The 26,959-nt window shown below is 70.6% G+C and carries 24 protein-coding genes; 9 read left to right on the top strand and 15 right to left on the bottom strand.

All coding sequences use genetic code 11. From position 1 onward, the window contains the following. Window positions 1-39: 39 nt before the first annotated feature. From OG456_RS15400 to OG456_RS15445, 10 genes are read right to left on the bottom strand one after another with little or no spacing between them, the layout of a single operon-like run. Complete coding sequence (locus OG456_RS15400) at window positions 40-1,581, bottom strand: NADH-quinone oxidoreductase subunit N (protein WP_266561271.1); 1,542 nt, start codon at window positions 1,579-1,581, stop codon at window positions 40-42. Beyond that, window positions 1,578-3,152 (bottom strand): NuoM family protein, encoded by a 1,575-nt coding sequence (locus tag OG456_RS15405; RefSeq protein WP_266561273.1) that lies wholly within the window; start codon window positions 3,150-3,152, stop codon window positions 1,578-1,580. The genes OG456_RS15400 and OG456_RS15405 overlap by 4 nt, the downstream gene beginning before the upstream one ends. Before the next feature lie 6 nt (window positions 3,153-3,158). Continuing rightward, window positions 3,159-5,153, bottom strand: a complete 1,995-nt coding sequence (locus OG456_RS15410) for an NADH-quinone oxidoreductase subunit L (RefSeq protein WP_266561275.1) — start codon at window positions 5,151-5,153, stop codon at window positions 3,159-3,161. Next, a complete protein-coding gene (gene nuoK / locus OG456_RS15415) occupies window positions 5,150-5,566 on the bottom strand; it encodes an NADH-quinone oxidoreductase subunit NuoK (protein ID WP_116511162.1) in 417 nt (138 codons plus the stop codon). The genes OG456_RS15410 and nuoK overlap by 4 nt, the downstream gene beginning before the upstream one ends. Beyond that, on the bottom strand, window positions 5,566-6,186 hold the full coding sequence (locus OG456_RS15420; RefSeq protein WP_266561279.1) for an NADH-quinone oxidoreductase subunit J: 621 nt from the start codon (window positions 6,184-6,186) through the stop codon (window positions 5,566-5,568). The genes nuoK and OG456_RS15420 overlap by 1 nt, the downstream gene beginning before the upstream one ends. Then, window positions 6,183-6,824, bottom strand: a complete 642-nt coding sequence (locus tag OG456_RS15425; protein ID WP_266561281.1) for an NADH-quinone oxidoreductase subunit I — start codon at window positions 6,822-6,824, stop codon at window positions 6,183-6,185. The genes OG456_RS15420 and OG456_RS15425 overlap by 4 nt, the downstream gene beginning before the upstream one ends. After that, complete coding sequence (locus OG456_RS15430; protein WP_266561283.1) at window positions 6,821-7,792, bottom strand: complex I subunit 1 family protein; 972 nt, start codon at window positions 7,790-7,792, stop codon at window positions 6,821-6,823. The genes OG456_RS15425 and OG456_RS15430 overlap by 4 nt, the downstream gene beginning before the upstream one ends. Beyond that, complete coding sequence (locus OG456_RS15435; RefSeq protein ID WP_266561285.1) at window positions 7,789-9,072, bottom strand: NADH-quinone oxidoreductase subunit C; 1,284 nt, start codon at window positions 9,070-9,072, stop codon at window positions 7,789-7,791. The genes OG456_RS15430 and OG456_RS15435 overlap by 4 nt, the downstream gene beginning before the upstream one ends. Next, a complete protein-coding gene (locus OG456_RS15440; RefSeq protein WP_266561287.1) occupies window positions 9,069-9,698 on the bottom strand; it encodes an NADH-quinone oxidoreductase subunit B in 630 nt (209 codons plus the stop codon). The genes OG456_RS15435 and OG456_RS15440 overlap by 4 nt, the downstream gene beginning before the upstream one ends. Continuing rightward, the gene (locus tag OG456_RS15445) at window positions 9,689-10,066 is read right to left on the bottom strand and encodes an NADH-quinone oxidoreductase subunit A (protein ID WP_266569261.1); all 378 of its coding nucleotides are present in this window, start codon (window positions 10,064-10,066) and stop codon (window positions 9,689-9,691) included. Before OG456_RS15445 ends, OG456_RS15440 begins: the two co-directional genes overlap by 10 nt. 192 nt (window positions 10,067-10,258) lie before the next feature. On the opposite strand from OG456_RS15445, the gene OG456_RS15450 reads away from it, so the two are divergent. The 5 genes from OG456_RS15450 (at window position 10,259) to OG456_RS15470 (ending at window position 17,102) form a co-directional block, all read left to right on the top strand. Then, window positions 10,259-11,437, top strand: coding sequence for a sensor domain-containing protein (locus OG456_RS15450; protein ID WP_266561289.1), 1,179 nt, complete (start codon window positions 10,259-10,261; stop codon window positions 11,435-11,437). Between the two features lie 138 nt (window positions 11,438-11,575). After that, on the top strand, window positions 11,576-12,925 hold the full coding sequence (locus OG456_RS15455) for a sensor domain-containing protein (RefSeq protein WP_266561291.1): 1,350 nt from the start codon (window positions 11,576-11,578) through the stop codon (window positions 12,923-12,925). Window positions 12,926-13,094: 169 nt separating this feature from the next. Next, window positions 13,095-13,754: a response regulator transcription factor gene (locus OG456_RS15460; protein ID WP_323136408.1), complete on the top strand. Its 660-nt coding sequence runs from the start codon at window positions 13,095-13,097 to the stop codon at window positions 13,752-13,754. A 344-nt stretch (window positions 13,755-14,098) separates the two neighbouring features. Next, window positions 14,099-16,030, top strand: coding sequence for a 2-oxoacid:acceptor oxidoreductase subunit alpha (locus tag OG456_RS15465; RefSeq protein WP_266561295.1), 1,932 nt, complete (start codon window positions 14,099-14,101; stop codon window positions 16,028-16,030). Beyond that, complete coding sequence (locus tag OG456_RS15470) at window positions 16,023-17,102, top strand: 2-oxoacid:ferredoxin oxidoreductase subunit beta (RefSeq protein WP_266561297.1); 1,080 nt, start codon at window positions 16,023-16,025, stop codon at window positions 17,100-17,102. Before OG456_RS15465 ends, OG456_RS15470 begins: the two co-directional genes overlap by 8 nt. Window positions 17,103-17,133: 31 nt before the next feature. On the opposite strand, the gene OG456_RS15475 is transcribed toward OG456_RS15470, so the two are convergent. After that, window positions 17,134-17,508 carry a helix-turn-helix domain-containing protein gene (locus tag OG456_RS15475; RefSeq protein ID WP_266561299.1) on the bottom strand — a complete coding sequence of 125 codons (375 nt, stop codon included), beginning with the start codon at window positions 17,506-17,508 and terminating at the stop codon, window positions 17,134-17,136. A gap of 110 nt (window positions 17,509-17,618) precedes the next feature. On the opposite strand from OG456_RS15475, the gene OG456_RS15480 reads away from it, so the two are divergent. The 3 genes from OG456_RS15480 to OG456_RS15490 all read left to right on the top strand — a co-directional run bounded on the left by OG456_RS15480 (window position 17,619) and on the right by OG456_RS15490 (window position 20,423). Then, window positions 17,619-18,476, top strand: a complete 858-nt coding sequence (locus tag OG456_RS15480; RefSeq protein ID WP_266561301.1) for an SDR family oxidoreductase — start codon at window positions 17,619-17,621, stop codon at window positions 18,474-18,476. Window positions 18,477-18,674: 198 nt separating this feature from the next. Continuing rightward, window positions 18,675-19,658 carry an EamA family transporter RarD gene (gene rarD / locus OG456_RS15485; RefSeq protein WP_266569263.1) on the top strand — a complete coding sequence of 328 codons (984 nt, stop codon included), beginning with the start codon at window positions 18,675-18,677 and terminating at the stop codon, window positions 19,656-19,658. 174 nt (window positions 19,659-19,832) lie between these two features. Next, on the top strand, window positions 19,833-20,423 hold the full coding sequence (locus OG456_RS15490; protein ID WP_266561302.1) for a flavodoxin family protein: 591 nt from the start codon (window positions 19,833-19,835) through the stop codon (window positions 20,421-20,423). Window positions 20,424-20,435: 12 nt separating this feature from the next. Here the strand turns inward: OG456_RS15490 and OG456_RS15495 are convergent, their stop codons facing one another. From OG456_RS15495 to OG456_RS15510, 4 genes are all read right to left on the bottom strand, one after another. Then, window positions 20,436-21,344: an ABC transporter permease gene (locus tag OG456_RS15495; protein WP_266561303.1), complete on the bottom strand. Its 909-nt coding sequence runs from the start codon at window positions 21,342-21,344 to the stop codon at window positions 20,436-20,438. After that, window positions 21,331-22,287 carry an ABC transporter ATP-binding protein gene (locus OG456_RS15500; protein ID WP_266561304.1) on the bottom strand — a complete coding sequence of 319 codons (957 nt, stop codon included), beginning with the start codon at window positions 22,285-22,287 and terminating at the stop codon, window positions 21,331-21,333. Before OG456_RS15500 ends, OG456_RS15495 begins: the two co-directional genes overlap by 14 nt. Window positions 22,288-22,387: 100 nt before the next feature. After that, window positions 22,388-23,644, bottom strand: coding sequence for a DUF2092 domain-containing protein (locus OG456_RS15505; protein ID WP_266561306.1), 1,257 nt, complete (start codon window positions 23,642-23,644; stop codon window positions 22,388-22,390). A 541-nt stretch (window positions 23,645-24,185) separates the two neighbouring features. Next, window positions 24,186-25,196 (bottom strand): polyprenyl synthetase family protein, encoded by a 1,011-nt coding sequence (locus tag OG456_RS15510; protein ID WP_266561308.1) that lies wholly within the window; start codon window positions 25,194-25,196, stop codon window positions 24,186-24,188. A 224-nt stretch (window positions 25,197-25,420) separates the two neighbouring features. Between OG456_RS15510 and OG456_RS15515 the strand changes: the two genes are divergently transcribed. Continuing rightward, the gene (locus tag OG456_RS15515; protein WP_266561310.1) at window positions 25,421-26,935 is read left to right on the top strand and encodes a peptide MFS transporter; all 1,515 of its coding nucleotides are present in this window, start codon (window positions 25,421-25,423) and stop codon (window positions 26,933-26,935) included. Window positions 26,936-26,959 lie beyond the last annotated feature (24 nt).

A 26,959-nucleotide genomic window follows, 5' to 3' on the forward strand; every position in this document is an offset into this window, starting at 1 on the left:
TCTCCCTGGTGTACGACGTTGAGGTCGCTAAGAGGGTGCCTAGAAGAGGCCCGTCGACGCAAAACGGAGAACCATCTGAGGTGCACCCGACAGGACGACCCCGATGACGGCGGTGAGCCCGATCGCCGCGGTGAGCGGCGCCGGAATGCGCTGTACCGCCTGCTCGCCCTCGGCGGAGCGGAACAGGGTCGCCGTCCACTGAAGGTAGTAGTAGAGAGCGATCACGACGTTGACGGCCATGACCACGGCGAGCCAGCCGAGGCCCGCGTCGACGGCCGCCGAGAAGACGGTGACCTTCGCGAAGAGGCCGATGATGCCGGGCGGCAGGCCCGCGAGGCAGAGCAGGAAGAAGCCGAGGACCAGGGCGGCCAGCGGCCGGGACCGGTACAGGCCGCGGTAGTCGCTGATGCGGTTCAGGGGCTTCGTACGGGCCACGAGGGCGGCCACGGCGAAGGCACCGAGGTTCACGGCGGCGTACATGAGGGAGTACGCGACGGTGGAGCCGATGGCCTTGTCGGCGTCCTTGGAGTAGGCGGCCGCGGCGATCGGGACGAGGAGGTAGCCGGCCTGGCCCACCGAGGACCAGGCGAGCAGGCGTACCGCGCTGTACGCGCGCGTGGCCTGCTGGCGCAGGGCCGCCACGTTGCCCACGGTCATGGTGAGCGCGGCGAGCGCGGCCAGGGCCGGGCCCCACACGTCGGCGTAGGACGGGAAGGCGACGACGGTGACGAGGATGATCCCGGAGAACCCGACCGCCTTGCCGATCACCGACAAGTAGGCGGCGACCGGCAGCGGGGCTCCTACGTAGGTGTCGGGCACCCAGAAGTGGAAGGGGACGGCGGCGGTCTTGAAGGCGAAACCGACCAGAGTGAGGGCGACGCCCGCCTGGGCCAGGGTGTGGAACTGCCCGTCGACGTGCGTCAGGGCGGTGGCGATCCTCGTGAGGTGCAGGGTGCCCGTCGTCGCGTAGACGAAGCTCACGCCCAGGAGGGTGACCGCGGTCGCCGTGACCGAGGACAGGAAGAACTTCAGGGCCGCTTCCGAGGAGCGCCGGTCGTCGCGCTTGATGCCGACGAGGGCGAACGCCGGCAGGGACGCCACTTCCAGGGCGACGACAAGGGTGGCCAGGTCGCGCGACGCGGGCAGCAGCGCGGCGCCCGCGGCGGAGGACAGGAGCAGGAACCAGAACTCTCCCTCGGGGAGCGCCCTGGGCGTGTTCTTCGCGTCCTTGATGCCGGTGATGGACAGCAGCGCGGTCAGCAGGGCGCCGGCCAGGACGAGGAACTGGATGACGAGCGTGAAGTGGTCGGCCGTGTAGCTGCACGCGGCCTGCTCGCCCTTGAGCGTCTTGAGGCAGAAGGTCGAGCGGTCGCCGTCCAGAAGGGGCAGCAGCGCGAGCGCGGCGGCCGCCAGACCCGCGACGGAGACCCACCCGAGCAGCGCCTTCCTGTGCTCGCCGAGGAACAGGTCCGCGACGAGCACCACGAGGGCGACGACCGCCGCGATGGTGGGCGGCGCGATCGCGAGCCAGTCGACGGACTGGACGAGGGACGCCACGGACGGCGCGGCGACGGCGGTCACTGGATGCCTCCTGCGAGGAGCTTCTGCACGGCCGGGTCGGTGAGGCCGATCAGGGCCGCGGGCCAGAGCCCGCCGACGACGGTGAGGGCGACGAGCGGGGTCCAGGCGGCGAACTCGTAGCCCCGGACATCGGCGAGCTTCGGCGCCTCGGCCTCGTGCGGGCCCATGCAGACCCGGCGGACGACGGCGAGCATGTACGCGGCGGTGAGCAGCGTGCCGAACGCGGCGATCGCCATGAACGTGAGGAACGCGGGGCGGCTCAGGTCGGCGGCCGGCTCGAACGCGCCGAACAGGGCGAGCATCTCGCCCCAGAACCCGGCGAGGCCCGGCAGCCCGAGGGAGGCGACGGCGGCGAAGGCGAGGAGCCCGCCGAGACGGGGCGCCTTGCCGTAGAGCGCCATGCCGCCCTGCTGGGCAAGCGTGTCGAGGTCCGTGCTGCCCGTGCGGTCCTTGAGGGCGCCTACGAGGAAGAACAGCAGGCCGGTGATGAGACCGTGGGCGATGTTCGCGAAGAGCGCGCCGTTGACGCCGGTCGGCGACATCGTCGAGATGCCGAGCAGGACGAAGCCCATGTGCCCGACGGACGAGTACGCGATGAGGCGCTTGAGGTCGCCCTTGGCACCGGGCCGCGCGAGAGCGAGGCAGGCCAGGGACCCGTAGATGATCCCGACGACGGCGAACGCGGCGAGGTACGGCGCGAACGTGTGCATGCCGTCGGGCGTGACCGGCAGCAGGATCCGGACGAACCCGTACGTGCCCATCTTGAGCAGCACACCGGCGAGGAGGACCGAGCCGACGGTGGGCGCGGCGGTGTGGGCGTCGGGCAGCCAGCTGTGCAGCGGCCACATCGGCGTCTTGACCGCGAGCCCGATCCCGATCGCCAGAACGGCGGTGACCTGCACGGACGTGCTCAAGCCTCGGCCGTTGTCAGAGGCGAGTGCCACCATGTCGAACGTGCCGGACTCGAGCCCGATGAGGAGGATGCCGAGCAGCATCACGACGGAGCCGAGGAGCGTGAAGAGGATGAACTTCCAGGCGGCCTTGGCCCGTTGCTCACCGCCCCAGCGGGCGATGAGGAAGTACATCGGGATGAGGACCATCTCGAAGGCGAGGAAGAAGAGCAGCAGATCGAGCACGGCGAAGGTCGCGAGGGTGCCGGACTCGAGCAGGAGGATCAGCGCGACGAATGCCTTGGGGGACGGGCCCGCCGGCATTTTGAAGTAGGAGTACAGCGCGCAGAGGAAGGTCAGCAGCGCGGTCAGGACCAGGAGGGGGAGCGAGATGCCGTCGACGCCGAGGTGGATGCGCACGTCGAGTGCGGGGATCCAGCTGATGTCGGTCGTGGCCTGCATCTTTGACGGGTGGTCATGGTCGAAGCCGAGCGCGAGGACGATCGCGGCGACGAGGATCACGCCGGTCACGGTCACGCCGTGGCGGAGCACGGCCTGGTCCGGGGACTTCCCCTTCAGCCCGGGCGGGGCCGGGAGAAGAGCGGCGGCGGCGCCGACGAGCGGGCCGACGACGATCAGTGCGAGAAGGAACTGCATCACGGATTCGCTGATATCGATCACGGCTGCTCACGCTCCGGCGGTGGCGACGAGGACGACGGCGATCGCCAGGACGACGGTCCCTGCGAGCAGGGCGCTGAGATAGGTCTGCACGTTGCCGGTCTGGGCACGGCGGACGGCCCGTCCCAGCCAGTTGGGTACGGCGGCGGCGCCGCGCACATAGGTCTCGACGACCTCGCGGTCGAGGAAGCGGACCAGTGAGGCCGCGGCCGTGACCGGCCGGACGAACAGGGCCGCGTAGACGGCGTCCAGGTGGAAGCCCGTGGCCGCGTGGCGGTGCAGCGGGCCGAGCAGGAGACGGCCCGGGTCCGCCGGATCGGGGGCGTAGGCGATGTCCCCGTACGCGGCCGCATGGGTCGCGATGGCCTCGGCCTCGACGACGCTGCCGTCCGCGTCGGGGTGGGCGGCTACGGCGCCGAGCGGGGCACCCGCGGCGAGCGCCGTGGTGTGGCGCCAGGCCGCGTAGGTGACGAGCCCGCCGACGAGGGCGACGCCCGTGCCGAGGACGGAGGTGGTGAGGGTCGGGGTCAGCGAGCGGCCGTCGAACCAGTCGGGCACGACGCCGACGGTGAGACCGAAGGCGAGCGAGGGGATCGCCAGGACCCACAGGACGGCGTTCATCACGACGGGCTGCTTGCCGTGGTCGGGGGCCTCGGCGCCGTGGCCCCGGAAGACCAGGAGCCATAGGCGCGTGGCGTACGCGGCGGTGAGCAGGGCCGTGACAAGGCCGGACACGAGGACGATCCAGCCCGCCGAGGACGGGATCGCCTCGGCGTGGCCGGTGGCCGCGTGCTCGGCGGAGCCGAGAACGGCCTCCTTGGAGAAGAAGCCGCTGAACGGCGGGATCGCGGCGAGCGCGAGGAGCGCCACGGTCATCGTCCAGTAGGCGTCGGGGACGCGGTCGCGCAGGCCCTTCATACGGGACATGGCGGCGAGCGAGTTGGTGCCGGCGGCGTGGATGACCACGCCCGCCCCGAGGAACAGCAGCGCCTTGAAGGCGCCGTGCGACAGGAGGTGGAAGACGGCGGCGCCGCGGTCGCCGACGGCGAGGGCGCCGGTCATGTAGCCGAGCTGGCCGATCGTCGAGTACGCGAGGACGCGCTTGATGTCGTCCTGGGCGAGGGCGGCGAGCGCCGAGCCGGTCATCGTGACGGCGGCCATGACGGCGAGGACGACCAGGGCTGCGCCGGAGGCGGCGAAGACGGGGAGGAGCCGGGCGACGAAGTAGACACCGGCGGCGACCATCGTCGCGGCATGGATCAGCGCGGAGACCGGCGTGGGGCCGGCCATCGCGTCGGGCAGCCAGGTGTGCAGCGGGAACTGCGCGGACTTGCCCGCCACTCCCGCGAGGAGGAGCAGCGCGATCAGCGTGGGGTGGTCGAGGCCGCCGCTCGCGACGGCCCCGAGGACCGTCGTGATGCGGAAGGACCCGGCGTCCACGGCGAGCGCGAACAGGCCGATCAGGAAGGGGACGTCGCCCAGCTTCGTGACCAGGAACGCCTTGAGGGACGCGGCGCGCGCCTCCGGTGTCTCCCAGTAGTGGCCGACGAGGAAGTACGAGCAGATGCCCATGACTTCCCAGCCGACGAGCAGCACCATCAGGTCGCCCGAGTAGACGACGAGAAGCATCGCGGAGGTGAAGAGGGAGACGAGCGCGGCGTACGACGGGTAGCGCGGGTCGTCACGCAGGTAGGCCGTCGAGTAGATCTGCACGCACGACGCGACGACGCAGACCAGGACGGCGACGAGCGCGGCGAAGCCGTCGACGTGCAGGGCGAGCTCGATGGGGACCGAGCCCGTGGGGGTGAGTTCGGTGGCCGCGTCGATGCTCGCCCCGCCGCCCTGGCGCACGGCGACGAGGACGGTGAGGGCCAGCGCCGCGAGGGTCGGCAGCACGGCGAGGGGCCGTACGAAGCCGGGTGCGGTGCGGCCGAGGAGCAGTCCCGCCGCCGCGGCGAGGAACGGGAGGAGGGGGACGAGCACGGCGAGGGTCGTGGTGGTCACGCGGTGGCCTCGGCCTTCTCGTCCGTAACGGCCTCGGCGCCGGCGTCCGGTGCGGAGCCGTCGGGGGCGGAGCCGTCGGGTCCGCCGTCGTCCGGGGACTCGGCGGTGTCACGGAGCTTGTCGATGTCGGAGGTGCCCCGACCGCGGTACACGGCGAGCACGATCGCGAGTCCGATGCCGATCTCGGCCGCGGCGATGGCGATGGTGAACAGGGTCAGCGCCTGGCCGGAGTGGAGGGTGTCGCGGGCCGCCTTGCTGAGCCAGACGTCGAAGGCGACGAGGTTGAGGTTGACGGCGTTGAGCATCAGCTCGACGGACATCAGGACCAGGATCGCGTTGCGGCGGGCCAGCACTCCGTACAGGCCCGTGCAGAAGAGCAGCGAGGAGAGGACGGCGGGGTAGGCGAGGTGCATCAGCGGTTCCCCTCCCGGGCCTTGGTGTTCGTGTCCTGTGCCCTGGTGTTCGCGTCCCGTGTCCTGGCGGTCCTGCGGGACAGGACGATCGCGCCGACGAGGGCCGCGAGCAGCAGGACCGAGAGGGCCTCGAAGGGCAGCACCCAGTGCTGGAAGAGGATCGACCCGGTCACCGCGGTGGTGCCCTGGGGTGCGCCGTCGAGGTCGACCCAGGTGGTGCGGAAGGCGTCCACGACGACCCAGACGAGGGCGGCGGCCGCGGCGACGGCGACCGTCAGCGCGGCCCACCGGTTGCCCGAGTCGGCGTCCGGGGAGTGGCCGATGGGCGCCCTCGTGAGCATCAGTCCGAACAGGAGGAGGACGACGACGGAGCCGACGTAGATGAGGACCTGCACCCAGGCGATGAACTCGGCGGTGAGCAGCAGGTACTCGACGGCGAGGCCACCGAGGGCGGCGACCAGCCACAGGGCCGCGTGCACCAGCTGCTTGGTGGTGACGGTGACGATCGCTGCGCCGAAGGTGACCAGGCCGACGAGGAGGAACGCGATCTCGACGCCGGTCGGCGAGAGGAATCCGTGGGTCTGCGTGGCCGCGGTGGCGGCCGCTGCGACGGGGGTCACGCGGGTCCCTCCTCTCCGGGTGTGGGTTCGCCGGGGGTGGATTCGCCGGGGGTGGGTTCGCCGGGGGTGGGTTCTTCCGCGGCGGCGGCCTGCGCGGCTGCCAGCTTGTCGGCGGCCTTGCGGGCGGCGGCGAGTTCCTTGGGTTCCTCGGCCGCCGGGTCGAGCGCGGGCGGGGCCGGGACGGTCCACATCCACTCGCGGAGCCGGTCTCGCTCGTGGGTGAGTTCGTGGATGTCCGTCTCCGCGTACTCGAACTCCGGGGACCAGAACAGCGCGTCGAAAGGACACACCTCGATGCAGATACCGCAGTACATGCACAGGGCGAAGTCGATGGCGAAGCGGTCGAGGACGTTGCGGCTGCGCTCGCGGCCACCCTCGACGGCGGCCGGCACCGTCTCCTTGTGGGAGTCGATGTAGATGCACCAGTCGGGGCACTCGCGGGCGCACAGCATGCAGACCGTGCAGTTCTCCTCGAACAGGCCGATGACGCCACGGGTGCGCGGCGGCAGTTCGGGCTGGACGTCCGGGTACTGCTCGGTGACGGTCTTACGCGTCATCGTGCGGAGGGTGACGGCGAGGCCCTTGGCGAGACCTGCGCCTGGGATGCGGGGCCGGGTGGGCGGGAGTGACTCGGTCACTGGTTGATCGCCACCTTCACGATTCCGGTGAGCGCGATCTGCGCGAGTGCGAGCGGGACGAGGAGGGTCCAGGAGAGTTTCTGGAGCTGGTCCTCGCGGAGACGGGGGTAGGTGACGCGCAGCCAGATCACGACGAACGCGAGGACGGCGGTCTTCAGCAGCGTCCAGACCCAGCCGAGGCCGTCGGCGCCCCACGGCCCGTGCCAGCCGCCCAGGAACAGGACGGTGGTGAGGCCGCACAGAACGACGATCCCGGCGTACTCGGCGAGCAGGAACAGGGCGAAGCGCAGGCCCGTGTACTCGGTGTACGCGCCGAAGATGATCTCGGAGTCGGCGACCGGCATGTCGAAGGGCGGGCGCTGGAGTTCGGCGAGGCCCGCCACGAAGAAGACGAGGGCGCCGACGATCTGCCACGGCACCCACCACCACTCGAACGCGTCGATGATGCCGGGCAGCGAGACGGTGCCGGCGGCCATCGCGACCGAGGCGGCGGCGAGCAGCATCGGCAGTTCGTAGGCGAGGAGCTGCGCGGCGGTGCGCAGGCCGCCCAGGAGGGAGAACTTGTTGGCCGACGCCCAGCCCGCCATGAGCGAGCCGAGCACTCCGACGCCCATGACGGCGAGTACGAAGAAGATGCCGGCGTCGACGACCTGGCCGACCGCGCCCTCGCTCGGGCCGATGGGGATGGCGAGCAGGACGAGGAGGTACGGCAGGAGCGCGACGGCGGGCGCGAGCTGGAAGATGCGGCGGTCCGCGTCGGCGGGGACGATGTCTTCCTTCTGCGCGAACTTCACGCCGTCGGCGACGAGCTGGGCCCACCCGTGGAAGCCGCCCGCGTACATGGGGCCGAGGCGGCCCTGCATGTGCGCCATCACCTTGTGCTCGGTCTGGCCGACGACAAGGGGCAGGACGAGGAAGGCGACGAAGACGACGATGAGCCGCAGAGCGACGTCGAGAACGTCGTTCACTCCGTTCCTCCTGAGGGGGTTTCGGGGGCTTCGGGGGTGGCGTCCGTGGTTTCGGGGTCGTCCGGGGTTCCGGAACTAGCCGGGGCATCCGGCGCGTCCGGGGCTTCGGAGGCGGTCGGAGTATCCGGGGCGTCGGAGGTGGCCGGAGCATCCGGGGCCTCGGAGGTAGCCGGGGCATCCGGCGTGTCCGGGACGTCGGAGGTGGCCGGAGCGTCGGAGGTGGCCGGAGCGTCCGGGGCCTTGGAGGTAGCCGGGGCATCGGGCGTGTCCGGGACGTCCGGTGTTTCAGGCGTGGGCTCCTCCGGCGCGCCCGGTGTTTCAGGCGTGGGCTCCTGCGGCGCGGCCGGTTTCGGCTCGTCGAAGGCCGGGCGGGCGTGGTGCCAGGGCGCGTCACCGGTGGCGCCGGACTTGCCCGCGGCGTCCGGTTCCGGCGCCGCGGGAGTCTCAGGCGCCACAGGGCTCTCAGGCGCCGCAGGACTCTCCGGTGCCGCAGGGGCCTCGGGAGTTGCCGGTGCCTCAGGAGTTGGCGGCGTCTGCGAAGCCGACCCCTGCGACGCGCTCCGCGAGCGCCTCGGCGGAGCGGCAGCCGCCGCATCCGTGCCGGCCGGGGCAGCCTGACTGGCCGACCCCTCCCCCGCCGTGCGCGTCCGCCGCACCGGACGGTCGCCCGCCGCGCGGGCCGCACCACGGGCCGGGCGGGCCGGCGCGGGCGGAAGCTGGCCCTTCAGCGGGCCCCACTCGTTCGGGTCCGGAACACCCGGCGGCAGCATCTGACGCCGCTTCGGCCCACCGTGTCCCGCAGCCTCCCCCGGCTCCTTGGCTCCCGGCCAGGCCTTCACGACCCGCGCCGCGAGCACGAAGTCCTTCCGCAGGGGATGGCCCTCGAAGCCGTCGGGGAGGAGGAGCGGCACCAGGTGCGGGTGGCCCTCGAAGCGGACGCCGAACATCTCGTGCGTCTCGCGCTCGTGCCAGCTCGCGCCCGCGTACACGTCGACCGCGGTGGCCAGGACGGGGGCGTCGTGCGACACGGTCGTGCGCAGGAGCAGTCGGCGTACGGGAGACAGGGCGACGACGTGCGCGCAGACGCGGAAACCGGTGCCGGGCTCGTCGACCGCGCTCAGCCAGTCGAAGTAGGTGCAGCCCAGCGTGGTGCGGGCCGTTTCGAGGGCGGCGATCCACGTGGCCGCGGGAACATCGACGGTGAGGACCTCGTACGACTCCTCGGCCGTGGCGTCCGGGCCGAAGATCTCCTCGACGGGTCGGGGCAGCCAGCCGGTCACCGCTCACCCTCCCCGGAGTCGTCGCGCGTCGGGACCGGCGGCTTCACGAGGCCGCTGCTGAGGGCGGCCGCCGACGGCCGTCCCGCCGCCGCGTCGGCGCCGTAGCGCTCGCCGAGCGACTCGCGCGCGATCTTCTCCTGAAGCTTGAGGATGCCCTGGAGCAGCGCCTCCGGCCGGGGCGGGCACCCGGGCACGTACACATCGACCGGGATGATCTGGTCGACGCCCTTGGTGACCGAGTACGAGTCCCAGTACGGGCCGCCGCAGTTGGAGCAGGCGCCGAACGAGATGACGTACTTGGGCTCGGGCATCTGCTCGTACAGGCGCTTCACGGCCGGGGCCATCTTGTCCGTGACCGTGCCGGAGACGACCATCAGGTCGGCCTGGCGCGGGCCCGGCGCGAAGGGGATGACGCCGAGGCGGATGAAGTCGTGCCGCGCCATGGACGCCGCGATGAACTCGATGGCGCAGCAGGCCAGGCCGAAGTTGAAGACCCAGAGCGAGTAGCGGCGGCCCCAGTTGAGGACCACCTTCATCGGCTCGGGGGCCAGGCGGGACAGCACGCCCAGCTTCTTCGGGCTGACGGGATCCGGCAGGAGCACGGGCTCCGAGGGGGTCACGTCCATGTGAGGACGCCCTTCTTGTATGCGTACAGCAGGCCCACGGCGAGGAAGCCGAGGAAGATGAACATCTCCACGAGCGTCGCCGCGCCGAACTGCGGATCGGCGAAGACGGTCGCCCACGGGAAGAGGAAGATCGAGTCGACGGCGAAGACGACGTAGAGGAACGCGTAGACGTAGTAACGGACCTGGGTGTGGGCCCAGCCCTCGCCGACGGGGTCGACGCCGCACTCGTACGTCAGGAGTTTCTCGGGGGTCGGCACCACCGGCCGCAGCAGCCGCCCCGCGCCGAAGGCGACGGCGACGAACAGGACTCCCACGGCGGCGAGCACGCCGACGACGGAGTACGTCTGGAAGTAGTCCGCAGCGATCATGGTCGGTCCCGGCACGTCCGCCCCTCGCTCCGTGGTGTTCGACGATCTGTACGCACGGGAGTCTAGGGCCTGTTAAAGAGACGGTAAGCAGGCGTCCAGGGTTGAGTCCAGGGTTGAGGTGGGGTTATCCCCCGTCGGGTCCGGCAGCCCGCCTCATGGCGCCCCGCCGCCCGGCCGGGCACGCTGTCGCATATGACCGCTCGCATCGTCACCACAGAGCCGGACGTGGACCGTCCGCCGGCCCCGCGCTTCGCCTTCGACCGGCACACCTGGAAGGAGATCGCGTATCTCCTCAGCAATCTGCCGATCGCCGTGCTCGGCTTCACCTATGTCGTGACGATGCTGGCCACCGGCGTCGGCCTGGCCGTGACGGTGATCGGTCTGCCCGTGCTCGCGGCCGGTCTGCTCGGCGCGCGTCAGCTCGGGAAGGCGGAGCGGGGGCGGGCCCGCGCGCTGATCGGGCTGCGCATCGAGGAGCCGAGCCCGCTGCCGCGCAGCCGCGACGAGGGCTTCTTCGGCCGGCTGTGGTCCGGCCTGAAGGACCCGGTGGGCTGGCGGACGGTGCTCTACGAGTTCATACGGCTGCCGTGGGGTGTGCTCACGTTCGCCATCACGCTGACCGGTCTCTTCGTGCTGTGGCCGGTGCTCCCGTTCATCGTGCGGGGCCTGACCAACGCGGACCGGGCGATGGCACGGGCGCTCCTGTCGCCGTCGGACGAACTGGAGCGGCGGATCGCCGAGCTGGAGTCGGACCGGGGCGTCGTCGTCGACACGGCCGCCGCCGACCTGCGCCGCATCGAGCGCGACCTGCACGACGGCGCACAGGCCCGCCTGGTCAACCTCGCGATGGGCCTCGGCCTCGCGAAGGAGAAGCTCCTCGAGGACCCGGACGCCGCTGCCGCCATGGTCGATGAGGCACACGGCGAGGTGAAGCTGGCGCTTCAGGAGCTGCGCGATCTGGCCCGCGGCATCCACCCGGCCATCCTCACCGACCGCGGCCTGGACGCGGCGCTCTCCTCCGTGGCCTCGCGCTGCACGGTTCCGGTGAAGGTCACGGCGGACCTGCCTCAGCGGCCCGCCGCGGCGATCGAGGGCATCGCGTACTTCACGGTGTCCGAGCTGCTGCAGAACGTCAGCAAGCACAGCGGGGCGCGGTCGGCGTCGGTCGACGTGTGGCGCTCCGCGGACCGGCTGCTGATCCAGGTGCGGGACGACGGGCGCGGCGGCGCGAGCCTCGACAAGGGCACGGGCATGTCGGGCCTCGCGGACCGGCTCGGCGCGGTGGACGGCCTGTTCGTCGTGGACTCGCCGGACGGCGGTCCGACGACGGTGACCGCGGAGCTGCCCTGGCGCGACCGCACACCCGCGTAAGCGGCACGACCGTGGCCGTGGCCGGCGGGGTAGGGAAAACCCCCGGCCCAAGACGCCGACCGGCTCCATGGTCGCGAGGCGTCGCCGCGAGGAGTCTGGAAGTACCAGGCGGACGAGCAGAACGGACGGACCCCACCGATGATCACGCCCACGCAGTACGGACAGGGACACGGCTACCGCGACGACGCGGTGGCCGGGGAACGGCGCCGCCGTCTCCCGGCCGGGCTGCGCGCGCCGTTCGAGGCCCGTACGTTCCGCGAGCTCGGCTATCTGCTCCTGAGCCTCCCGCTCAGCATCATCACGTTCGTGTACGCGGTGACGATGGTGTCGCTCGGCGCCGGCCTGCTGATCACGTTCCTCGGCATCCCGGTGCTGGCCGCCGCCCTCGCCGGGGCGCGCGGATTCGCCGCGATGGAGCGGGCCAGGGCGCGCGCGCTCCTCGGCGTCGACGTCGGCACGCCGGGCCCGCTGCGGCCCCGCACACACGGCCCGATGGCGTGGACGGGCGCCCTCCTCAAGAGCGGCGAGTCGTGGCGCAACCTGCTGTACACGGTCGTGCACTTCCCGTGGGCGGTCTTCGCGTTCAACGTCGCGCTGGTCTTCTGGACGGTGGGCTGGTCCCTGCTCACGTATCCGCTGTGGCAGTGGGTCTTCCCCATGTACACCGGCCAGGGCGGGATCCAGCTCTACGGCGACGGCGCGCACAACGTCTACCTGGACAACCCCTTCGAGATCACCGTCACCGCGGCGGTCGGCCTGCTGATCACGCTCGCGACGCCGTGGATCATCAGGGCGCTGGCCTCCGTGGACCGGGCACTGGTGGGCGGGCTGCTCGGTCCGTCGCGGCTCGCCACGCGCGTCGTGCAGCTGGAGTCGGACCGCGGCGTCGTGGTCGACACGGCCGCCGCCGACCTGCGCCGCATCGAGCGCGACCTGCACGACGGCGCACAGGCCCGCCTGGTCAACCTCGCGATGGATCTGGGGCTCGCCAAGGAGAAGCTGACGGAGGACCCGCAGGAGGCGGCGCGCATGGTGGACGAGGCGCACGGCGAGGTGAAGACGGCGCTCCAGGAGCTGCGGGATCTGGCCCGCGGCATCCACCCGGCCATCCTCACCGACCGCGGCCTGGACGCGGCCCTGTCCTCCGTGGCCTCCCGCTGCACGGTCCCGGTGCAGGTCGAGGTCGACCTGCCGGCGCGGCCCGCGCCGGCCATCGAGGGCATCGCCTACTTCACGGTCAGCGAGCTCCTGCAGAACGTCAGCAAGCACAGCCGGGCGACCCGCGCCACGGTCGACGTGTGGCGGGTCGAGGACCGGCTGATGCTCCAGGTGGCGGACAACGGGGTGGGCGGCGCCCATGCCTCCACCGGCTCAGGCCTCGCCGGGCTCGCCGAGCGGCTCGACGCCGTCGACGGGATCCTCCTGGTGGACTCGCCGACGGCGGGCCCGACCCGGATCACGGCGGAACTGCCGTGGCGGCGCGCCTGACGGCCGCCTCCCGCGTGTGCGGTGCGCCCCTTCCCGGGGTGCACCGCACACGCGTGTCCTTCCCGGCCAATCCCGGCGCCACGGCCCGGGACCGTCCGGATGCTGGGATGCTGGTGACTGTCGAACGGGTGGGACGTGCTGTGGGGGGCCGAAAAACGTGGAGGACAGAGTGCGAGTGGTCATCGCCGAGGATTCAGTGCTGCTCAGGGAGGGCCTGACCCGGTTGCTGACCGACCGCGGGCACGACGTGGTGGCGGGCGTGGGCGACGGGGACGCGCTGGTCAAGACCATCACCGACCTGGCCTCGCAGGACGCGCTGCCGGACGTCGTGGTCGCCGACGTGCGGATGCCGCCGACCCACACGGACGAGGGCGTGCGCGCCGCGGTCCTGCTGCGCAAACAGCACCCGGGGCTCGGAGTGCTGGTCCTTTCGCAGTACGTGGAGGAGCAGTACGCGACCGAACTGCTCGCCGGTTCCAGCCACGGTGTGGGCTATCTGCTCAAGGACCGGGTCGCCGAGGTGCGCGAGTTCGTGGACGCGGTCGTGCGAGTGGCGCAGGGCGGTACGGCGCTCGACCCCGAGGTGGTGGCCCAGCTCCTGGGGCGCAGCCGCAAGCAGGACGTGCTGGCGGGGCTGACCCCGCGTGAGCGCGAGGTGCTCGGCCTGATGGCCGAGGGGCGGACGAACTCGGCGATCGCGCGTCAACTGGTCGTGAGCGACGGCGCGGTGGAGAAGCACGTCAGCAACATCTTCCTGAAGCTGGGACTGTCCCCGAGTGACGGGGATCACCGACGTGTTCTGGCGGTGCTCACCTACCTGAACTCGTGACGACCTGACACCCTGTCAGATATGGCGGGAATCGGTCGGTGGGCTCCAGGACCCTCCGGCCGACTTCAGGGCCGGCTCCAGGGTCGGCCCCGGGGTCGGCCCCGGGGTCGGCCCTGAGTCGGTCCTGAGTCGGTCCTAGAACCAAAGGATGAGCGGGCGCGTCTTCGAACGGGGGGCCACGGGGGTGGGTAAATCATGACAAACAAGGTCATCAGGGTGTCTCATTGTCGCGTCCACCATGCGAACTAACCAGGGAAGGCGACCCTTACAGACGTAGGGTGGGCCATGGAGAGGCCGGTCGGCCGGCCGCTCCCGCAGAGCCGCCTCGAGGGAGGTCCAGTTCAGTGACCAGCCAGGTCAGTAGCCCGGCCGAGCAGGCCGATGGCGCAGTGGTCGGAGAGCAGCGCAAACGCGCGAACGACAAGGACGTACGGCGCCTGGACCGGGTGATCATCCGGTTCGCGGGTGACTCGGGCGATGGTATGCAGCTGACGGGTGACCGGTTCACTTCGGAGACCGCGTCGTTCGGGAACGATCTGTCCACGCTGCCGAACTTTCCCGCCGAGATCAGGGCGCCCGCAGGGACACTGCCGGGCGTTTCTTCGTTCCAGTTGCATTTCGCGGACCACGACATCCTCACGCCGGGGGATGCGCCGAATGTGCTGGTGGCGATGAACCCGGCGGCGCTGAAGGCGAATATCGCGGATGTGCCGCGTGGTGCGGAAATCATCGTCAACACGGACGAGTTCACCAAGCGGGCGATGCAGAAGGTCGGTTACGACACGTCCCCGCTGGAGGACGGCTCCCTGGACGGCTATCACGTCCACCCGGTGCCTTTGACGGCCCTGACGGTGGAGGCGCTCAAGGAGTTCGAGCTGTCGCGTAAGGACGCGGGCCGTTCGAAGAACATGTTCGCGCTGGGTCTGCTGTCGTGGATGTATCACCGGCCCACCGAGGGCACGGAGAGGTTCCTGCGCTCGAAGTTCGCGAAGAAGCCGCAGATCGCGGCGGCGAACATCGCGGCTTTTCATGCGGGCTGGAACTTCGGTGAGACGACGGAGGATTTCGCGGTCTCCTACGAGGTCGCCCCGGCCTCCTCCGCGTTCCCGACCGGCACCTACCGCAATATTTCGGGGAATCTGGCTCTGTCCTACGGGTTGATCGCGGCGTCGAAGCAGGCGGATCTGCCGTTGTATCTGGGCTCGTATCCGATCACGCCGGCCTCGGACATCCTGCACGAGCTGTCGAAGCACAAGAATTTCGGTGTGCGCACGTTCCAGGCGGAGGACGAGATCGCGGGGATCGGCGCGGCGCTGGGCGCGGCGTTCGGCGGCAGCCTCGCCGTCACGACCACCTCCGGTCCCGGTGTGGCGCTGAAGTCCGAGACGATCGGGCTCGCGGTCTCCCTCGAACTGCCGTTGCTGGTGGTGGACATCCAGCGCGGCGGCCCCTCGACGGGTCTGCCGACCAAGACCGAGCAGGCGGATCTGCTGCAGGCGATGTACGGGCGCAATGGTGAGGCACCGGTTCCTGTGGTGGCGCCGAAGACGCCGGCGGACTGTTTCGACGCGGCGATCGAGGCGGCCCGGATCGCGATCACGTACCGCACGCCGGTGTTCTTGTTGTCGGACGGTTATCTGGCGAACGGTTCGGAACCGTGGCGCATCCCGGAGATCGATCAACTCCCGGACCTGCGTACCCAGTTCGCGTCGGGGCCGAATCACACCGAGGCGGACGGCGCCGAGGTGTTCTGGCCGTACAAGCGTGATGCGAAAACCCTGGCCCGCCCGTGGGCGATCCCGGGCACGCCGGGGCTTGAGCACCGTATCGGCGGGATCGAGAAGCAGGACGGCACGGGCAACATCTCCTACGACCCGGCCAACCACGAGTTCATGGTCCGCACCCGGCAGGCCAAGATCGACGGTATCGAGGTCCCGGACCTTGAGGTCGACGACGCCTTGGGCGAGGCCAACACCCTTGTCCTGGGCTGGGGTTCGACGTACGGACCGATCACCGCCGCGGTGCGCCGGCTGCGTACGGCGGGCGAGCGCATCGCGCAGGCCCATCTGCGCCACCTCAACCCGTTCCCGAAGAATCTGGGTGAGGTCCTGGGCCGTTACGACAAGGTGGTGGTCCCCGAGATGAACCTCGGCCAGCTCGCCACCCTCATCCGGGCCAGGTATCTGGTGGACGCCCGCTCCTACAACCAGGTCAACGGCATGCCGTTCAAGGCTGAGCAGCTCGCCACGGCTCTCAAGGAGGCCATCCATGGCTGACACCGGCACGAAAGGCACGGGCACGATCGAGGCGCTCTCGCTGGTACCCAAGGCCGAGGCCGAGCAGTCCATGAAGGACTTCAAGTCCGACCAGGAGGTGCGCTGGTGCCCGGGTTGTGGTGACTACGCGATCCTCGCTGCCGTGCAGGGCTTCATGCCCGAGCTCGGGCTGGCGAAGGAGAACATCGTCTTCGTCTCGGGCATCGGCTGCTCGTCCCGCTTCCCCTACTACATGAACACCTACGGGATGCACTCCATCCACGGCCGCGCCCCGGCCATCGCGACCGGCCTGGCCTCCAGCCGGCGTGACCTGTCGGTGTGGGTGGTCACCGGTGACGGCGACGCCCTGTCCATCGGCGGCAACCACCTCATCCACGCCCTGCGCCGCAACGTGAACCTGAAGATCCTCCTCTTCAACAACCGGATCTACGGGCTCACCAAGGGCCAGTACAGCCCCACCTCCGAGGTCGGCAAGATCACCAAGTCGACGCCGATGGGCTCCCTCGACGCACCGTTCAACCCGGTGTCCCTCGCGCTCGGCGCGGAAGCCTCCTTCGTGGCCCGCACCGTCGACTCCGACCGCAAACACCTCACCGACGTACTGCGGCAGGCCGCCGCCCACCCCGGCACCGCCCTCGTCGAGATCTACCAGAACTGCAACATCTTCAACGACGGCGCCTTCGAAGTCCTCAAAGACAAACAGCAGGCCGAGGAAGCGGTCATCCGCCTCGACCACGGGCAGCCGATCCGCTTCGGCACCGACCTCGCCAAGGGCGTCGTGCGCAACCCGCAGACCGGTGACCTGGAGGTCGTCGACGTGAGCGAGGACAACCAGTCCCAGATCCTCGTCCACGACGCACACGCGGCCTCACCCACGACGGCGTTCGCCCTGTCCCGCCTGGCCGACCCGCACACCCTGCACCACACACCCATCGGCGTCTTCCGCTCCACCGAGCGGCCCGTCTACGACGCGCAGATGTCCGACCAGCTCGACGAAGCGATCGAACAGAACGGAAAGGGCGACCTGGCCGCGCTGCTCGCCGGCGGCGACACCTGGACCGTCGTCGGCTAATCGCCCCGCATACGACGAGACCCGCGTCCCCCTACGGGGCGCGGGTCTCGTCGTATGCGCTGCGGGCCTGCGTCACCGCTTCCATGCGGCGTTCCGTCCAGGTCGCCAGCGTGCGGACCTGTTCCGCCGCCTCGCGGCCGAGCTCGGTGAGCGAGTAGTCCACGCGCGGCGGGATGACCGGCTTCGCGTCGCGGTGCACCATGCCGTCGCGCTCCAGGGTCTGGAGCGTCTGCGTGAGCATCTTCTCGCTGACGCGGCCGATCTCCCGGCGCAGCTCGCTGAACCGGTACGAGCGCTCCTCAAGGGCGATCAGGACGAGGACGCCCCAGCGGCTGGTGACGTGTTCGAGCACGAGGCGGTACGGGCACATGTCCTCGCCGCCGGAACTCCCGTTGCTTACTGCCATGTCAGTACCTTACTTCAAAGTGGGTACTTTCCAATAGTTAGCGCTACCCGTAGGCTCGGTGCCAGATAAGCCCCTAAGGCTAGATAACCCCCTAAGAGGAGATTCCAGACATGAGCATCGTCGTCACCGGAGCCACCGGGCACCTCGGCCGTCTCGTCATCGACGGCCTCCTCGCCGCCGACGTCCCGGCGGAGACCATCGCCGCCGTCGTCCGCGACAAGGAGAAGGCCGCCGACCTCGCCGCCCGCGGCGTCGAGCTGCGGATCGCCGACTACAGCGCGCCCGAGACGCTGACCGGGGCCTTCGCCGCCGGGGACAGGGTCCTGCTGATCTCCGGCAGCGAGGTCGGGCGGCGCGTGGCGCAGCACCAGGCCGTGATCGACGCCGCGAAGGGCGCGGGCGTCGCGCTGCTGGCGTACACGGGCGTCCTCGGCGGGCCCGGTGCCGACTTCGACCTGGCGGCCGAGCACAAGGTGACCGAGCAGGCGATCCTCGACTCCGGCCTGCCGTACACGTTCCTGCGCAACGGCTGGTACCACGAGAACTACACCGGGAACCTCGCCCCGGTCCTGGAGCACGGCGCCGTCACCGCCTCCGCGGGCGAGGGCCGCGTCGCCTCCGCCTCCCGCGCCGACTACGCCGCCGCCGCGGTGGCCGTCCTCACCGGCGAGGGCCACGAGAACCACGCGTACGAGCTGAGCGGCGACGTCGCCTGGTCCTTCGCGGAGTACGCCGCCGAGCTGTCGAAGCAGACCGGCCGGACGATCACGTACAACTCCGTCACGCCCGAGCAGAACCGGGAGATCCTGCTCGGCGCCGGACTGCCTGCGCCCGTCGCCGACATCTTCGTCGGCGTCGACACCGCCATCGAGCAGGGCCTGCTCGCCGCCACCGGCGGCGACCTGTCCCGGCTGACCGGCCGCCCCACCACCCCGCTCGCGGACGCGATCAAGGCCGCGCTCGCCTAGAAACGGGCGGTCCCCGCCTGCACGGATGTCCTGTCATGACCGTATAGAGATACGGACATGACAGCCGGTGCCCCGCGGCGCTACCTTCAGGGGTGGCCGCCACGGGGCGTCCGCGCGTGTGGAGGAGGGGCCGTGGAGGCTGGGCAGTCGAGAAGCGAACAGCGCACAGGACTGTTGAACGGCGTCGCGGCCTACGGAATGTGGGGCCTGGTGCCCCTGTTCTGGCCCCTGCTCAAGCCCGCCGGCGCCGGTGAGATCCTCGCCCACCGCATGGTGTGGTCGCTGGCCGTGGTCGGCATCGCCCTGCTCTTCGTACGCCGCTGGGCCTGGGCCGGTGAGCTGCTGCGCAACCCGCGCAGGCTGGCGCTCGTCACCGTCGCCGCGGCCGTCATCACGGTCAACTGGGGCGTCTACATATGGGCCGTGAACGCGGGCCACGTCGTCGAGGCCTCGCTCGGCTACTTCATCAATCCGCTGGTCACCATCGCCATGGGCGTCCTGCTCCTGGGCGAGCGGCTGCGGCCCGCGCAATGGGCGGCGGTCGGCGTCGGCCTCGCCGCGGTCCTCGTCCTCGCCTTCGGATACGGGCAGCCGCCCTGGATCTCCCTCTGCCTCGCCTTCTCCTTCGCCACGTACGGCCTGGTGAAGAAGAAGGTCAACCTCGGCGGCCTGGAGTCGCTCGCCGCCGAGACCGCGATCCAGTTCGTGCCCGCGCTCGGCTATCTGCTGTGGATCGGCGCGCAGGGCGAGTCCACGTTCGGCGACGGCGCGGGCCACGCCACGCTGCTCGCGGCGACGGGCCTGGTCACCGCGATTCCCCTGGTCTGCTTCGGCGCCGCCGCGATCCGCGTACCGCTGTCGACGCTGGGGCTGCTCCAGTACCTGGCGCCGGTCTTCCAGTTCCTGCTCGGCATCCTGTACTTCCACGAGGCGATGCCCGCCGAACGCTGGGCGGGCTTCGCTCTCGTGTGGGTGGCGCTCACGCTCCTGACGTGGGACGCGCTGCGGACGGCCCGGCGGGGGCGGATCGCGCTTGCCGAGCAGGAGGCACGGGTGACGGCTCCGGAGACGGTGCCGGAGTCGACGACGAATCCCCAGGCGCAGTCCCAGCCGCAGACCCAGGCACAGGCCCAGCCGCAGTCGGATCCGCAGACGGATCCACGGCGCGAGCCGGCCGCCTGATCCCGCGCGCCGACACGAGCGCGGAAGAGCAGGAGGCCGCAGCGGCCGGAGCGGCGGTCGACGCGAGCGCGCCGTGCCCCCGGGCCCCGGACAACCCTCTGGACGGAATTACTTGCGCATGCATAAACTGCACGTGCAGGTAATCGGCGCGACCAACCGACCCCGGAGTGCCCCATGTCCCGCACGTTCCTCTTTCTGCTCGGCAGCAGCCGCGGCGAAGGCAACACCGAGATCCTGGCCCGCAAAGCCGCCGAGCAGCTCTCCCCCGAGGTCGGGCAGCGCTGGATCGACCTCACCGCGCACCCCCTCCCCGACTTCGAGGACCTGCGCCACGACAGCGACCACACCCGGCCCGCCGGCGACAACACGGCGCTGCTCCTGGACGCGACCCTCGAAGCCACCGACATCGTCATCGCGTCGCCGCTGTACTGGTACTCCCTCTCGGCCCTCACCAAGCGCTACCTCGACTACTGGTCGGGCTGGCTGCGCACCCCCGGCATCGACTTCAAGGCGACCCTCGAAGGGCGCACCCTGTGGGGCGTGACGGCGCTCGCCCACGAGGAGCAGGTCGTCGCGGACCCGCTGGTCGGCACGCTGCGCAACTCGGCCGCGTACATGGGCATGCGCTTCGGCGGCGTCCTGCTCGGCAACGGCAGCAAGCCCGGCGACGTGCTCAAGGACGAGGAGGCGCTGCTGCGCGCCAAGACGTTCTTCGCGCCCGAACGGCAGCCGGAGATCGCCCGCTTCCCCTACGAGGTGCGGTAGCGCGGCAGTTGCTCACGCCGTGATGTCCTTCGCCGTGAAGCGCGCCCACGCCGCCGAGCCGAACACCGCCGCGTACAGGCCCTGGAGGCCCAGGTTCTTGAGCAGGTCGTCCCAGTAGACCGGCTCGCGCATCAGGTCGGCGAAGGACAGCCAGTGGTGTGAGAACAGGTACGGCTGGATCGCGTGCAGCTGGGGGATCTGATCGAGGATCTGGACGGTGATGAGCAGGCCCACCGTCGTCGCCATCGCCGCGATGCCGCTGTTGGTGAGGGTCGAGACGAACAGTCCGAGCGCGGCGATCCCGACGAGTGACGCGGCCACGACGAGGGCGATCAGCAAGGCCCGTACGAGTCCCTCGCCGAAGCCGATCCGGGTGCCGGAGATCGTGACGAGGTCGCCGAGCGGGAAGAGCAGGGCGCCCGTGGCGAGCGCCGTCACCGCCACGACCAACGTCGCGACCAGGCAGAACGTCATCGTCGTCGCGTACTTGGTGAGCAGCAGACGGGTGCGGCCCGCGGGGGCGACGAGCAGATAGCGCAGCGTCCCCGCGTTCGCCTCGCCGGCGATCGCGTCGCCCGCGATCACCCCGACGGCCATCGGCAGGAAGAACGGGAGCGTCGCGGCGAGCGACGTGAAGACCAGGAACAGGCCGTTGTTGGTGATCTGCGCGATGAACGCGGGTCCGCCCCCGCCGCCGCCCGCGGCCGGTGAACCGCCGCTCGTCTCGATCTTCACGGCGATCCCGACGAGGATGGGCACCCCGGCCAGGACGGCGAGCAGGGCGATCGTGCGCCAGCGGCGGAACGTGGTGACCAGCTCGCTGCGGAACAGGCCGAGCGTCCAGATCCTCTTCCGCACGGGCGACGCGTCCGACGCGGCGGTGGCGGTGGTACCGGCGGCCGTGGCCTCAGCCTGCGACATCGAATCCCTCTCCCGTCAGGGCCACGAACGCGTCCTCCAGCGAAGCCCGTTCCAGTCCGAAGCCGCGGACACGGACACCCGCGGTGACCAGCGCGGCGTTCAGCTCGGCGAGGTCGGTGCCCGGACCGGGCGGCTCGCCGGTCACCTGGTCGTCCGTCACGGTCAGGTCCGCGATGCCGCGCTCCTTCAGGACGCGCGCCGCGTCGCCCGGGTCGGGGGTCGTGACCACGAGCCGGCCCCGGGCGCCCGCCGCCAGCTCGGCGACCGGACCCTGCGTGATGAGCCGGCCCCGCGCCATCACGGCCGCGTGCGTGCAGACCTGCTCGATCTCGTCGAGGAGGTGCGAGGAGAGGAAGACCGTCGTGCCGTCCGACGCCAGCTCCCGCACCAGGGAACGGATTTCGCGCATGCCCTGCGGGTCGAGGCCGTTCGTCGGCTCGTCGAGCACGAGGAGTCTGCGGGGCTGGAGCAGCGCTGCCGCGAGCCCGAGGCGCTGCTTCATGCCGAGCGAGTACGCCTTCGCCTTCTTGCCCGCGGCGGCCGTCAGGCCCACCCGGTCGAGCGCGGTGGCGACGCGGGTGCGGCGGGTGCGGGGGTCGGCGGCCGGATCCGCGGAGTCGTACCGGATGAGGTTGTCCCGGCCGGACAGGAGCCCGTACAGGGCGGGGCCCTCGATGAGCGCGCCGACGTGCGGGAGGACCGTCCGCGTGGCGCGGGGCATGGGGCGGCCGAGGACGCTGGCCGCGCCGGACGTCGGCTCGATCAGGCCCATCAGCATGCGGATGGTGGTGGTCTTGCCCGAGCCGTTCGGCCCGAGGAAGCCGAAGACGCTGGCGGCGGGGACGGTGAGGTCGAGGCCGTCGACCGCCAACTGGTCGCCGCCGTAGCGCTTGGTGAGAGCCCGCGTCTCGATCACGGACTCCTCGGCAGTGCTCGCCGCCATCTCGCTCCCGTCGTACCCGTCGGTCCTGGTGGAGTGCGGGAGTGGAGGCACCGGGACCGGCGCCTCCACTCCTGCCTGCCAACTCTCGTGCCGCGTACGGCTACTGCGCCGCGTTCGCCGCCTTCACGAGCGCGTCCTTGGTGACCGCGCCCGCGTAGACCTTGCCGTCGTCCGTGACGAGCGCGTTGACCAGGCGCGTCGAGAAGACCGTGCCCGAGCCGAACTTGCCCGTCACATGGTCGCCGAGCGCGTCCATGAACTTCTGCGCCTCCGGCGGGACGTCGCCCGAGGCCGAGCCGCCCGTCGGCAGGCCCTGCCCGCCGGGCAGCTTCAGCTCGGCGATGGACGTCCAGCCCTCACCGATGACCTTCAGGTCCTTCATGCCGCCGCCCTGAGCGTCCCTCAGCTCCTTCGGCATGTCCTTGGGCATGTCCTTGGGCATCTCCTTCGGCGCGTGGGACTTGTCCCGCGCCTTGAGGTCGTCGCCCTCGGTGACCTTGGCACCCTTCGGCGGGGTGAAGTCGAACGTCGAAGCGGCCGGCTTGGAGAAGTCCACCTTGGTGAAGCCCGCGTCCACGACCGCCTTGCCGCCGCCCGCGGGCGTCAGCGTGAACTTCAGCGGCACACCGGTCTTCGCGTCCACCGAGATGGTGATCCCGCCGACCGTCGAGCCGGCCTGCTTCGGCTTGACGAGCAGCTTGTACGCGTCACGCCCCGCGACCTGCGAGGTGCCTTCCACGGAGATCGACGTCGTCTTGCCGGACGCCTTCAGGACCTCGTCCGCGAGCTCCTTCGGCGTGGCCGGGACACCCTTCGGCGTCTCGCCCTTGGGGTGCTTCGCGGCCCGGTCGCCTGCGGCAGCGGCGTCCTTGGCGTGGTACGCCTCGTTCGACGCGCTGTCGTAGGCCCAGACCTCGTCGCCGTTGTGGATCACGCTGTACTCGGCGGCGCTGTCCAGGACGGACAGCTTGTGCCGGTCGGAACCGTCCGCCGCGATACGCAGCGTGTGGGTGCCGGTGGCCAGCTCCGTCAGCTTGGACTGCGGGTCGGCGGAGGAGCCCGCCTTGCCGTCCGAGGAGCCGCCGGCGCCCGGGGTGAAGCCGCCCGCCATACCGCCCAGGGACGGGAGTCCGAGATCCGTGGAGATCTTCACCGTGCCGGACATCTGCTGCACGTCCGACTTGGCGATCTTCTCGATGAGCTGCTGTGCGCTGATCTTCGGCAGATCGGGATTGCCGGAGTCGGCCAGCGCGGGGACGAGCCCGATCGTCGCCGCGGCCACCCCCACCACCGCGACCGGGACCACATAGCGGGTCGCCTTGCGACGACCGGCGCTTTCGGATTCGTACGGTGCCATGTTGTTGCCCTACCTCCGTGTTGGGCGGCGGCCTACCGTCCTTGCTCGTCTGTCCACCCCAAGCCGCCATTCTCACCCGAACTGGTCGGGAGTGGTGCTATCAATCTGACCAAATCGGCCGGCCGGAAGCGTCAGACCCCAGGATCAACTCCGCGTACTCCCGCGGTATGACACGAGAGGGCGGCGCCTCCCCCATCCCGTAGGGGAGACGCCGCCGGCGGTGTTCAGGCGCAGGGTCTCGGCGGTGCCGGAGAGCAGCCCGTACCGCTTGCCGACCATGTGATCTGCTTCGTCCCATCACCCCATCGGGCAGCCCCCCGCACAAATGCGTACTTCCGGGTGGCGGACATCCGCATCCGACAAAGGGGTCGCCATGCTCGACACCAGGACGAAGACGTACGGGCACAGGGCGTGGACGGCACACGGTTCACGGCGACACCCACCGTCGCCGGGGCGCAGGGCGGCTCGGGGTCGGGCAGCAACGACTCCCGACCCCGCCGGGCCGCGCGCGGCGGCCCGGTGAGGGTGAGGCGGGAGGGCGTCAGCCCGCCCGGTGCACCACCGCGTCGCACAGCTCCAGAAGGGACGCCTTCGCGTCGCACTCGGGCAGCGGCGCGAGGGTCGCCCGCGCCTCCTCCGCGTACCGCACGGTGTCCCTGCGGGCCTGCTCCAGGGACGGGTGGACGCGCAGCCGTTCGAGCGCCTCGGCGTGGCGCGCGTCGTCCGTCAGGTCGGAGTCGAGGAGCTCGCACAGGGCGCGGTCCTCGGGCAGGCCGAGCTGCTCGGCGCGCTCGCGCAGGCGAAGCACCGGCAGCGTGGGGATGCCCTCGCGCAGGTCGGTGCCGGGCGTCTTGCCGGACTCGTGCGAGTCGGAGGAGATGTCCAGGACGTCGTCGGCGAGCTGGAAGGCGACGCCGAGCCGCTCGCCGTACTGCGCGAGGACGTCCACGACGCGCTCGTCGGCGCCCGCCATCATCGCGCCGAACCGGACGGCCACGGCGATCAGCGAGCCGGTCTTGCCCCCGAGGACGTCGAGGTAGTGGTCGACCGGGTCGCGGCCGTCGCGCGGTCCGGCCGTCTCCAGGATCTGCCCGGTGACGAGGCGCTCGAAGGCCTCCGCCTGGATGCGGACGGCCTCGGGCCCGAGGTCGGCCAGCATGTGGGAGGCGCGCGAGAAGAGGAAGTCGCCGGTCAGGACCGCGACGGAGTTGCCCCAGCGGGTGTTGGCGCTGTCGACGCCGCGGCGCACGTCGGCCTCGTCCATCACGTCGTCGTGGTAGAGCGTCGCGAGATGCGTCAGCTCGACGACGACGGCGGCGGGCACGACACCCGGCGCGTACGGGTCGCCGAACTGCGCGGCGAGCATGGCGAGGAGGGGCCTGAAGCGCTTGCCGCCCGCGCGCACGAGATGCTGCGCGGCCTCCGTGATGAAGGGGACCTCGCTCTTCGTTGCCTCGAGCAGGCCCTCCTCGACAGCCGCCAACCCGGCCTGGACATCGGCTTCGAGAGCCTGGTCCCGCACGCTAAGACCGAAAGTCCCGACGACGGTCACGAGAGGTTCTCCTGTCTGCTGACGATCACATGGCGAACTCGGTCGATCATTTGGTCGATGACACGGTTTGTCGATGTGTCGCTGCCATCACTCAAGTCAGCGTATCCGGTCGCGTTTCGATCACAGTGGGGGCCTGCCCGCACAGACCAGGCCGAGCGACCCACGAACACCCCCGGTATGTTCTTGATCAGCTCATACGACCGAGTAGACCGGGAGTCTCCCCTTTGTCCCGCACCACGGCCGAGGCCGAGCCGAACAAACCGGCGAGCGACCAGCCGCCGCCGGGCGACGACCACGCGTTCTTCGGCCAGCCGCGCGGCCTGCTCACGCTGTCGGGCCTCGAGGTCTGGGAGCGTTTCTCGTTCCTCGGCATGCAGGCCATCCTCGTCCTCTATTTCGCGGACACGGTGGCACACGGCGGTCTGGGCATGTCCGCGGGAACGGCGGCGTCCGTATCGGCAGCGTACGGAACCCTCGTCTATCTCGTCTCGGTGGGGGGCGGCTGGCTCGCCGACCGGATCCTCGGCTCGTACCGCGCGGTCCTGTACGGCGGCATCCTGATCGCCTGCGGCCACTACGCCATGGCGGTGCCGACGGCGGCCATGACCTGGGCCGGCCTCGGCCTGATCAGCGCGGGAACCGGCCTGGTCAAACCCAATGTCGCGACCATGGTCGGCAAGCTCTACCGCACCGACGACGAGCGCCGCGACGCAGGCTTCGCGCTGTACTACATGGGCATCAACATCGGCGCCTTCGCGGGCCCGTTGATCACCGGCTGGCTCGGCGACCACAAGGGCTGGCACTGGGGCTTCTCGGCCGCCGCGATCGGCATGACGTTCGGTCTCATCCAGTACGTCGCCGGGCGACGTCACCTGGCCGGACGCAAGCACGCCGCCGAGTACGCCCTGCCGCCCGAGGGGATGCGGCGCGCGGTCCGGCTGATGATCGCGGGCGCGATCGCCGTCGCCGTACTCGCCGTGGTCCTCGTATGGGCCGGCTGGCTGACGATGGACCGCTTCGTGGACGTCCTCACGGTCATATCGGTGATCGCGCCGGTCGTGTACTTCGCGGTGATGTTCCGCAGCCCCCGTGTGACCGCCGAGGAGCGAGGCAGGCTCAAGCCGTACGTCGTGCTCTTCCTGGCCTCCGTGGTCTTCAACTTCATCCTGTTCCAGGCGTACTCGACGATGATCCTGCTGGCCTCGACGAACGCCAGGACCGAGATCCTCGGCTTCCACTTCCCCGCCGGCTGGTACGCGTCCGCGCTCGGCGCCTTCGAGGTCGCGCTCGCCCCCGTGGTGGCCGGTCTGTGGGCGCGGATGGGGCCGCGCCAGCCGCACGCCTCCAACAAGATCGCGTTCGGTGTGATCCTGGGCGGTCTGTCGTTCCTGCTCATGGTCATCCCCACCTCGGGCCACAGCGGGGACACGTACCAGATGGCCGCCTGGTGGATCGTCGGCTCGTATCTGCTGCTCGGCCTCGGCGACATCCTTCTGGAGACCTCCGGCATGTCGGCGACGACGAAGCTCGCCCCGAAGGCCTTCTCCAGCCAGACCATGTCGCTCTGGTTCCTGTCGCTCGCCCTCGCCAACGGCATCCAGGCACAGACCGTGAAGCTCTACGGCGAGGTCTCCAATCCCGTGTACTTCGGCGTCAACGGCGCCATCGCCGTCGCCATCGGCCTGGTCGTGGTCGCCCTCGCGCCCTGGCTGCGCAGGACCATGCACCCCGTTCACTGAGGTAACTCCCATGTCAGAAACCCC

The sequence above is a fragment of the Streptomyces sp. NBC_01446 genome (assembly GCF_026340095.1).
Taxonomy (GTDB): domain Bacteria; phylum Actinomycetota; class Actinomycetes; order Streptomycetales; family Streptomycetaceae; genus Streptomyces; species Streptomyces aureus.

What these genes read in the sequence shown, in the direction of transcription:
- nuoK (WP_116511162.1), bottom strand. Translation starts at nt 5,566, where the DNA reads ATGCACCTCGCCTACCCCGCCGTCCTCTCCTCGCTGCTCTTCTGCACG.
- OG456_RS15440 (WP_266561287.1), bottom strand. Translation starts at nt 9,698, where the DNA reads ATGGACGTGACCCCCTCGGAGCCCGTGCTCCTGCCGGATCCCGTCAGC.
- OG456_RS15445 (WP_266569261.1), bottom strand. Translation starts at nt 10,066, where the DNA reads ATGATCGCTGCGGACTACTTCCAGACGTACTCCGTCGTCGGCGTGCTC.
- OG456_RS15450 (WP_266561289.1), top strand. Translation starts at nt 10,259, where the DNA reads ATGACCGCTCGCATCGTCACCACAGAGCCGGACGTGGACCGTCCGCCG.
- OG456_RS15455 (WP_266561291.1), top strand. Translation starts at nt 11,576, where the DNA reads ATGATCACGCCCACGCAGTACGGACAGGGACACGGCTACCGCGACGAC.
- OG456_RS15470 (WP_266561297.1), top strand. Translation starts at nt 16,023, where the DNA reads ATGGCTGACACCGGCACGAAAGGCACGGGCACGATCGAGGCGCTCTCG.
- OG456_RS15475 (WP_266561299.1), bottom strand. Translation starts at nt 17,508, where the DNA reads ATGGCAGTAAGCAACGGGAGTTCCGGCGGCGAGGACATGTGCCCGTAC.
- OG456_RS15480 (WP_266561301.1), top strand. Translation starts at nt 17,619, where the DNA reads ATGAGCATCGTCGTCACCGGAGCCACCGGGCACCTCGGCCGTCTCGTC.
- rarD (WP_266569263.1), top strand. Translation starts at nt 18,675, where the DNA reads ATGTGGGGCCTGGTGCCCCTGTTCTGGCCCCTGCTCAAGCCCGCCGGC.
- OG456_RS15490 (WP_266561302.1), top strand. Translation starts at nt 19,833, where the DNA reads ATGTCCCGCACGTTCCTCTTTCTGCTCGGCAGCAGCCGCGGCGAAGGC.
- OG456_RS15495 (WP_266561303.1), bottom strand. Translation starts at nt 21,344, where the DNA reads ATGTCGCAGGCTGAGGCCACGGCCGCCGGTACCACCGCCACCGCCGCG.
- OG456_RS15500 (WP_266561304.1), bottom strand. Translation starts at nt 22,287, where the DNA reads ATGGCGGCGAGCACTGCCGAGGAGTCCGTGATCGAGACGCGGGCTCTC.
- OG456_RS15505 (WP_266561306.1), bottom strand. Translation starts at nt 23,644, where the DNA reads ATGGCACCGTACGAATCCGAAAGCGCCGGTCGTCGCAAGGCGACCCGC.